The following is an 8,053-nucleotide window of genomic DNA, read 5'->3' as shown; positions in this document are numbered from 1 at the left end:
GCAAACTGCTCTGAGCGCGCACAACGAGAACGACGAAGGGCCCGCGAACCAGAGGTTCGCGGGCCCTTCAGGTGTTGCCGGCTTCGATTAGTCGTCGCCGCTGAAGATGGCGACCAGGCGCAGCATCTCGACGTAGATCCACACCAGGGTCATGGTCAGGCCGAACGCGGCCAGCCAGGCCTCCTTGCGCGGAGCGCCGTACGCGATGCCGTCCTCGATCTGCTTGAAGTCGAGCGTCAGGAAGAACGCACCCAGGATGATCGCGATGATGCCGACGATCGCGCCCATCGGACCCATGCTGCGCAGCCCGCCGTCCGGAGCGACGCCGAACGCGACCAGCAGGAGGTTGACCGCCATGACGAGCACGAAGGCGATGGCGATGGCCATGCCGATGCGCGCGTACCGTGCGGTGACTCGGATCCAGCCCGCCTTGTAGATCAGCAGTGTGGCGCCGGCGACCGCCATCGTGCCGAGTACCGCCTGAAAGGGCGCGCCGCTCCAGCGGCTGTTGAACATCTCACTGATCACGCCGAGGAAGACGCCCTCGAAGGCGGCGTACGACAGGATCAGCGCGGGCGAAGCGTTGCGCTTGAAGGTCTGGATCAGCGCGAAGACCATCGCGATGAGCGCCGCACCGATGGCCAGGCCCCAGCTGGTCGAGGAGACCGGCAGCAGGGCCCAGGCGAGCACGGCACCGACGGTGACCGTGCCGAGGGTCATGGCGGAGCGCGTGACGACGTCGTCCATCGTCATGCGGTCGGTGGCGGGCGGGGCCTGCGGCGGGGCGCCTTGCTGCAGGTCCTGCGGGGCGTACGGGTTCTGCGCGTAGGGATTCTGCGCGTACGGGTTACCGCCCTGCGGGGCGTACGCGTTGCCCTGGGCGTACGGGTTCCCCTGCGTTCCGACAGCGGGGCCCCCGGCCTGCGGCTGAGCGTTGAAGCCCGCGTAGCCGTTGTCGCGGCTGAACCCCCGTCGCGAGAAGACCGGGTTGCTGCTCCTCATTTCACTCCTCCATGGCCACCCTGCGTGGCCTTGGCCTTAAGAGTAATGGGTAGGCAAAAGAATGCCTCTAGTGCTTGGGGAGGATCTTTCCCCTGTTGTGACCGGGAACGCCAGTGTTCAATCCCGCATTCCCAGCACCGTTACCACGCCGGTACGACTCGCTCCGGTTCCGCTGTCCGTGGGACGGGTCGCGGAACGGGTCGTGGCCCGGCCCCTGGCACGGCTGCTGACGTGGGCCGCGGCACGGGTCTCCCGTCACTCCAGCGGGAAACCCGTGTAGCTCTCGGCGAGGTCCTGCTCGGCCGAGCGTGCGTCGGTGATCCGTTCCAGACGGGCGAGTTGGATGCGGTCCTCGAAGGGGGTCGCGTCGGGCATGCGGTGCAGCAGGGTCGTCATGGCGTACGAGAAGCGCTCGGCCTGCCAGACGCGGCGCAGACAGGTTTCGGAGTACGCGTCCAGCCGTTCGGGCGACCCGGTCTCCTGGAGGTGGACGAGCGCCCGCGCGAAGGTGACGACGTCCCCGACGGCGAGGTTCAGTCCCTTCGCTCCGGTGGGCGGCACGATGTGGGCGGCGTCCCCGGCGAGGAAGAGCCGTCCGTGGCGCATCGGCTCATGGACGTAGCTGCGCATCGGCGTCACGGACTTCTGCGTGATCGGCCCGCGCTCCAGGTGCCAGTCGTCGGCCGTCTCGAAACGGCGCTCCAGCTCGTTCCAGATCTCCTCGTCGCTCCACTCCTCGGCGTCCGTGCCCTCGGGCACCTGGAGGTAGAGCCGCGAGACGGACGGGGAACGCATGGACAACAGGGCGAAGCCGCGGTCGTGGCGGGCGTACACCAGCTCGTCGTGCGAGGGCGGTACGTCGGCGAGGATGCCGAGCCAGCCGAAGGGGTACGTCCGTTCGAAGACCTGGGTGAGCTCCTCGGGGATCGCGTTGCGGGCCACACCCCAGAAGCCGTCGCAGCCGACGACGTAGTCGCATTCCAGGACGTCCTCGCGCCCCTCGTGACGGAAGCGCACGCGCGGGCTGTCGGTGTCGGCGTCCTCCACGGCGAGCGCCTCGGCCTCGAAGAGCAGCGGGCCGCCCTCCTTCAGCTGGAGGGCGATCAGGTCCTTGCAGACCTCAGTCTGGGCGTAGACCATCACGGACCGGCCGCCGGTGAGTTCCGGGAAGTCGACACGGTGGCGGCGGCGGTCGAAGCGCAGCTCGATCCCGTCGTGGCGCAGGCCCTCACGGTCCATGCGGTCGCCGGCGCCGGCCGCGCGCAGGACGTCGACGGTGCCCTGCTCCAGGATTCCGGCCCGCTGCCGCTGCTCGACGTAGGCGCGGTCCCGGCTCTCCAGGACGACCGAGCCGATGCCGGCGTTGTGCAGCAGCCGCGCCAGCAACAGGCCGGCAGGCCCGGCCCCGATGATCCCGACGGTGGTACGCATCGGCACGCCCCTCACACTTTCGCTCTCGCTGTTCGTATAGTGAAATTTACTTCACTGGTATCTGAACGTGAGTCTCCGACCGCGTACGCTCACTGTCAACGGTCTGAGCGGTTAAGACTTCAATGAAGGGTGCAGGGAAAGGCGACGCGGCGGCGGCCCTCAAGAGGGCACACGTGGCGATCGGAAGTGCCCGGAACCGGACTTGAACCGGTACGCCCGCGAGGGGCAGCGAGGTTTAAGCTCGCCGTGTCTGCATTCCACCATCCGGGCAGGCCATCGGCTCCGCATTGAGGTTCCGAGCCTATCGGGACGGATCCCCCGAACAGCGGCAGGGCGGACCGATGTTGTCTTATTTTATTGATGTCTGAGGGTGCATCAGCCCACGGTACGGGCCATCCGCACTTGCCACGCCCCCTTCTGACGGGCCTTCGCGGCGCAGAGGGAATGACGTGAATTCACCGCCCGAACGAGGGGCACCCGACGAACCGTCACAGATGACGCTGTCAGGGATGGGTGTCATCCCCAGGTATGACTCAGCTGTGCGTGGTCCGACGTGAGTCTGTCTTCGGAACCGGAACAACGGCTGACTACAGGGCGCGGATCGGCGACGACCATGGAAGCCAAGACCCCGACCGACAGGAGCTCCCACCCGTGACCACCACTCCCCTCGCCGACCGGGCCACCACCGTGGCCGCACGCGCTACGGACTTGTCGAAGGTCTACGGACAGGGCGAGACCCAGGTGGTCGCCCTGGACCGGGTCTCTGTCGACTTCCGGCAGGCCGAGTTCACCGCGATCATGGGTCCCTCCGGGTCCGGCAAATCCACGCTGATGCACTGTGTGGCGGGGCTGGACACCTTCTCGTCCGGCTCCGTGCGGATCGGCGACACCGAACTCGGTTCCCTCAAGGACAAGCAGCTGACGAAGCTTCGCCGGGACAAGATCGGTTTCATTTTCCAGGCGTTCAACCTGCTGCCGACGTTGACGGCCCTGGAGAACATCACGCTTCCCATGGACATAGCAGGCCGCAAGGCGGACAGGGAGTGGCTGAACTCGGTGATCCGGATGGTCGGCCTGGCCGACCGCCTCACCCACCGTCCCGCCCAGCTCTCCGGCGGCCAGCAGCAGCGCGTCGCCGTGGCGCGTGCGCTGGCATCCAAGCCGGACATCATCTTCGGCGACGAGCCCACCGGAAACCTGGACTCCCGCTCGGGCGCCGAGGTGCTCGGCTTCCTCCGCAATTCCGTACGGGAGTTGGGCCAGACCGTGGTGATGGTCACCCACGACCCCGTCGCCGCGGCGTACGCGGACCGCGTCGTGTTCCTCGCCGACGGCCGCATCGTCGACGAGGTGCACGGGCCGACCGCGGACGCCGTGCTCGACCGCATGAAGCAGTTCGACGCCAAGGTCCGCACCAGCTGACGCTCATGGGCAGCCTCCCGCCGTAACAGTCCTCCGACTGCGGCCCGTTCGACCCCGTCACCCCCTCCCCCCTCCTGGACTGAGAAGACAATGTTCCGTACTGCCCTGCGCAGCGTGCTGGCGCACAAGGCCAGGCTGTTGATGACCGTGCTCGCCGTGATGCTCGGCGTTGCGTTCGTGTCCGGCACCCTGGTGTTCACCAACACCATCTCGGACGCGTACCAGAAGAGTTCGGCGAAGGGCTTCGACCAGGTCGACGTCGCCGTGCAGCCGGAGACCACTCAGGACAAGGGCGACAAGCTCGGCAAGGACCCGGAGCTCACGCAGGCGCTGCTGGAGAAGGCGGCGAAGGCTCCGGGCGCCGAGTCGGCCATAGGCGTGGTCAGCGGCTTCACCGCGATCGCCGACAAGGACGGCAAGCTGGTCGGCGGCGGCTTCCAGTCGCAGGGCGGCAACTACTGGGAGGAGAAGGACCCGCGGTATCCGCTCAAGAGCGGCCAGGCCCCCTCCGGCAAGGACGAGGTCGCGATCGACTCCGAGACCGCGAAGCGCGCCGGATACAAGGTCGGCGACACCCTGCGGCTGTCCGTTGACGGGCCCGTCCTCACGCCCACCATCACCGGCGTGTTCACCACGGACGACGGCAACGTCGCCGCGGGCGGGAGCCTCACCCTCTTCGACACGGCCACCGCGCAACAGCTCTTCCACAAGACCGGCACGTACGACGAGATCGACGTGAAGGCGGCCCCCGGCACGAGCCAGAGCGCGCTCCAGACGAACCTCGACAAGATCCTCCCGAAGGACACCGCCACCACCACGACGGGCCGGCAGCTCGCCGACGACCAGGCCACCCAGATCGAGTCGCAGATGAGTGGCATGAAGACAGGCCTGCTGGTCTTCGCCGGCATCGCCCTGTTCGTCGGCACCTTCATCATCGCCAACACCTTCACGATGCTCGTCGCCCAGCGCACCAAGGAGCTCGCGCTCCTGCGCGCGGTGGGTGCCTCGCGCAGGCAGGTCACCCGCTCCGTACTCCTCGAAGCGTTCGTGGTCGGCACGGTCGCCGCCGTCACCGGCCTGCTCGCCGGCATCGGCATCGGCGCGGGCCTGCGCGCCCTGATGGGCACGTTCGACGCCACCGTCCCGGCCGGCCCGCTCGTCATCTCCCCCGGCACGGTCGTCGCCTCGTTCGCCGTCGGCATCCTCATCACGATGCTCGCCGCCTGGCTCCCGGGCCGCCGTGCCGCGAAGATCCCGCCGGTCGCGGCGATGAGCAGTGTGCACGCCCCGGCCACGACCAAGTCGCTGGTCCTGCGCAACACCCTCGGCGCCCTGTTCGCGGCGGCCGGCGTCACCGTCGTCCTCTACGCCACGACGCTGGACGGCTCGGACGGCCAGGCCCCGATGGGTGTGGGCGCGGTCCTGCTGATCATCGGTGTCTTCATCCTCACGCCCCTTCTGTCCCGTCCGCTGATCGCGGCCGCCGCACCGGTCCTGCGCGTCTTCGGCGTCTCCGGCAAGCTCGCCCGCCAGAACTCCGTACGCAACCCGCGCCGCACCGCCGCCACCGCCTCCGCCCTGATGATCGGCCTCACCCTCATCACCGGCATGACGGTGATGGCGGGCAGCCTGCAGACATCGATCGACAAGATGGCCACCGCCGCGATGAAGGCGGACTACGTGGTCTCCATGGCGAACTTCAACTCCCTGTCGCCCGACGTGGAGAAGAAGCTCGGCGAGACCGAGGGCGTCACCGCCACCAGCCCCATGCGCAACGCCCCCTCGCGCATCGACGGCGAGACCGAGTACCTGACCGGCGTGAAGGGCTCGGCCATCGGCGAGCTGACCGACCTGAAGGTCGACAACGGCTCCTTCAAGGTCGGCGGCAGCCAGGTCGTCGTGGATGAGGAGACGGCCAAGGCCCACGGCTGGAAGGCCGGTTCCACGTTCACGGCCTCGTTCGAGGACGACAAGAAGCAGCGGCTGACGGTCGCCGGCGTCTACGAGGGCAACGACCTGATCCGGGGCATCCTGCTCGACACGGCGACCCTCGCCCCGCACCAGGCCGACCCGGCGGACGCGGCCGACATGCAGGTCATGGTGAAGACGTCCGGCGGACCGTCCGACGCGACCAAGGACCGGCTGGAGAAGGCCCTGGGCGACAACCCGGGCATCAAGGTCCAGGACAAGCAGGACTTCTCCAACGAGATCGCGCAGATGTTCACGCTGATGCTGAACATGCTGTACGGCCTGCTGGCGATGGCCGTCATCGTCGCCGTCCTCGGCGTCATCAACACCCTCGCCATGTCCGTCTTCGAGCGCTCGCAGGAGATCGGCATGCTCCGCGCGATCGGCCTCGACCGCAAGGGCATCAAGCGGATGGTCCGCCTGGAGTCCCTGGTCATCTCGCTCTTCGGCGGCGTGCTCGGCGTGGGCCTGGGCGTGTTCTTCGGCTGGGCGGCCGGTCAACTCCTGGCCGGCAAGATGCCGACGTACGAACTGGTCCTGCCCTGGGACCGGATGGCCGTCTTCCTGCTCCTGGCGGCGGTGGTCGGCGTCCTGGCGGCGCTGTGGCCGGCCCGGCGTGCGGCGCGCCTGAACATGCTGACGGCGATCAAGTNAGTCGGAATAGGAGCGGTACGACAAGAAGGGCCCCGTCCGGCAGAGACTCAGCCGGACGGGGCCCTTCTCGGTGCCGGTCAGTTCCAGGTACGCGCCCGCAGGGGCATCGCGGACGCTCCGGACTCGGGAGTCCGCACCGCCAGCACCTGGTTGACACCGATGCGGTTGCGTTCGAAGGCGAGGGCCGAGGCCGCCATGTAGAGCCGCCATACGCGGGCCCGGCCGGGACTGGTGAGACGGACCGCGCGCGGCCAGTCCGCCTCCAGGTTGGCGACCCAGCGGCGCAGAGTGAGCCCATAGTGCTCGCGGATCGACTCGACGTCCCGCACCTCGAACCCGGCGTTCTCCAGCTCGCTGACGGTACTGCCGATCGGCGCGAGCTCGCCGTCCGGGAAGACGTACGCGTCGATGAACTCGTCGATCTCGTACGCCGATTCGTCGCGCCGCGGACGGCGGGCGATCTGGTGGTTGAGCAGTCTCCCGCCCGGTCTGAGGAGGGCGTACAGGTTGCGCGCGTACTCCGCGTAGCGCTCGCTTCCCACGTGTTCGGCCATGCCGATGGAGGAGATCGCGTCGTACGGCCCGTCGGTGATGTCACGGTAGTCCTGGACGCGGATCTCGACCCGGTCCGTGAGCCCCTCACCGGCGACGCGCTTACGGGCGTACGCGGCCTGCTCCTGCGAGAGCGTGACGCCCACGACGCTCACGCCGTGCTCGCGGGCGGCGTGGATGGCCATCGAACCCCAGCCGCAGCCGACGTCGAGCAGCCGCCGGCCCGGTCTGAGATCCAGCTTGCGGGCGATGAGTGCGAGCTTGTCGCGCTGGGCGTCCTCCAGGGTGCCGTCCGGGGAGTCCCAGTAGGCGCACGAGTAGACCATGGACGGGCCGAGGACGATCTCGTAGAAGTCGTTGCCCACGTCGTAGTGGTGGCTGATGGCGCGTCGGTCGGTGTGCTTGGTGTGCAGGTGAGCGCGGCGCCGGCGCACTTCCTCCGGCGGCGGGGCGGGCGGTAGCGGCAGCGGCCCCGCCATCGCCACGAGCCCGCGCACCGCGGCCCGTACCTCGGGATCCCGCAACGCCTCGCCCAGGCTCCTGGCGCCCTCGTCGCGCTCCCACAGGTGACCTGATACCTGGTCGAGGACGGTGTAGAGGTCGCCGTCCACGGTCAGATCGCCGGCGACCCAGGCGCGGGCGAGCCCCAGTTCGCCCGGCTTCCACAGCAGTCGGCGCAGGGCGCGGCGATTGCGTACGACGAGGGCGGGGGCCCCGGGGGGACCCGCCTCCGAACCGTCCCAGGCGCGAAGGCGCACCGGGAGCGGTACCCCCAGCAGTCGTTCTACGAGGGTCTTCAGCCGCAGTGCGGCGTCCTGCATGGCGCACACCTCCGTGACGAGGGATCCCGAGAGTCCAACACCACGTAAACACCAACATCCCCGAAGCGCAGTCCCGCAAAAGCGTTACGTATGAGCAAAAAAGCTGCAGGTGCCCCATGGTTTCGCCCCCGCCGCCCCTACCCGTCCCATCCTTCTGGGGCTCCGCCCCAGACCCCGTTCCCGGGGGCCAGCCCCCCGGACCC

At 68.6% G+C, this 8,053-nt stretch carries 4 protein-coding genes, 1 tRNA gene and 1 pseudogene; 2 read left to right on the top strand and 4 right to left on the bottom strand.

The window, feature by feature from the left end; all coding sequences use genetic code 11:
* Positions 1–87 precede the first annotated feature (87 nt).
* The 3 genes from FGD71_RS12580 to FGD71_RS12570 form a co-directional block, all read right to left on the bottom strand.
* Entirely contained in the window at positions 88–1,002 is a 915-nt protein-coding gene (locus FGD71_RS12580) for a Bax inhibitor-1/YccA family protein (RefSeq protein WP_119100499.1), read from the bottom strand.
* 255 nt (positions 1,003–1,257) lie between these two features.
* Entirely contained in the window at positions 1,258–2,433 is a 1,176-nt protein-coding gene (locus tag FGD71_RS12575; RefSeq protein WP_119100498.1) for a 4-hydroxybenzoate 3-monooxygenase, read from the bottom strand.
* A 187-nt stretch (positions 2,434–2,620) separates the two neighbouring features.
* Positions 2,621–2,703 (bottom strand) — tRNA-Leu (locus FGD71_RS12570).
* 381 nt (positions 2,704–3,084) lie between these two features.
* Between FGD71_RS12570 and FGD71_RS12560 the strand changes: the two genes are divergently transcribed.
* Both FGD71_RS12560 and FGD71_RS12555 read left to right on the top strand, forming a co-directional pair.
* Positions 3,085–3,855 carry an ABC transporter ATP-binding protein gene (locus FGD71_RS12560; protein ID WP_119100497.1) on the top strand — a complete coding sequence of 257 codons (771 nt, stop codon included), beginning with the start codon at positions 3,085–3,087 and terminating at the stop codon, positions 3,853–3,855.
* A gap of 90 nt (positions 3,856–3,945) precedes the next feature.
* A pseudogene (locus FGD71_RS12555) lies at positions 3,946–6,475 on the top strand (ABC transporter permease); the annotation flags it as partial.
* A gap of 79 nt (positions 6,476–6,554) precedes the next feature.
* On the opposite strand, the gene FGD71_RS12550 reads toward FGD71_RS12555, so the two are convergent.
* Positions 6,555–7,850: an SAM-dependent methyltransferase gene (locus FGD71_RS12550; protein WP_119100495.1), complete on the bottom strand. Its 1,296-nt coding sequence runs from the start codon at positions 7,848–7,850 to the stop codon at positions 6,555–6,557.
* Between the last annotated feature and the right edge of the window lie 203 nt (positions 7,851–8,053).

Origin of the sequence: Streptomyces sporangiiformans, from assembly GCF_005768555.2 — a bacterium.
Lineage (GTDB): Bacteria > Actinomycetota > Actinomycetes > Streptomycetales > Streptomycetaceae > Streptomyces > Streptomyces sporangiiformans.
This window is presented reverse-complemented; position numbering and strand designations above follow the sequence as displayed.

Excerpts from the sequence above, each read along its gene's own strand:
- FGD71_RS12580 (WP_119100499.1), bottom strand. The coding sequence starts at position 1,002 with ATGAGGAGCAGCAACCCGGTCTTCTCGCGACGGGGGTTCAGCCGCGAC.
- FGD71_RS12575 (WP_119100498.1), bottom strand. The coding sequence starts at position 2,433 with ATGCGTACCACCGTCGGGATCATCGGGGCCGGGCCTGCCGGCCTGTTG.
- FGD71_RS12550 (WP_119100495.1), bottom strand. The coding sequence starts at position 7,850 with ATGCAGGACGCCGCACTGCGGCTGAAGACCCTCGTAGAACGACTGCTG.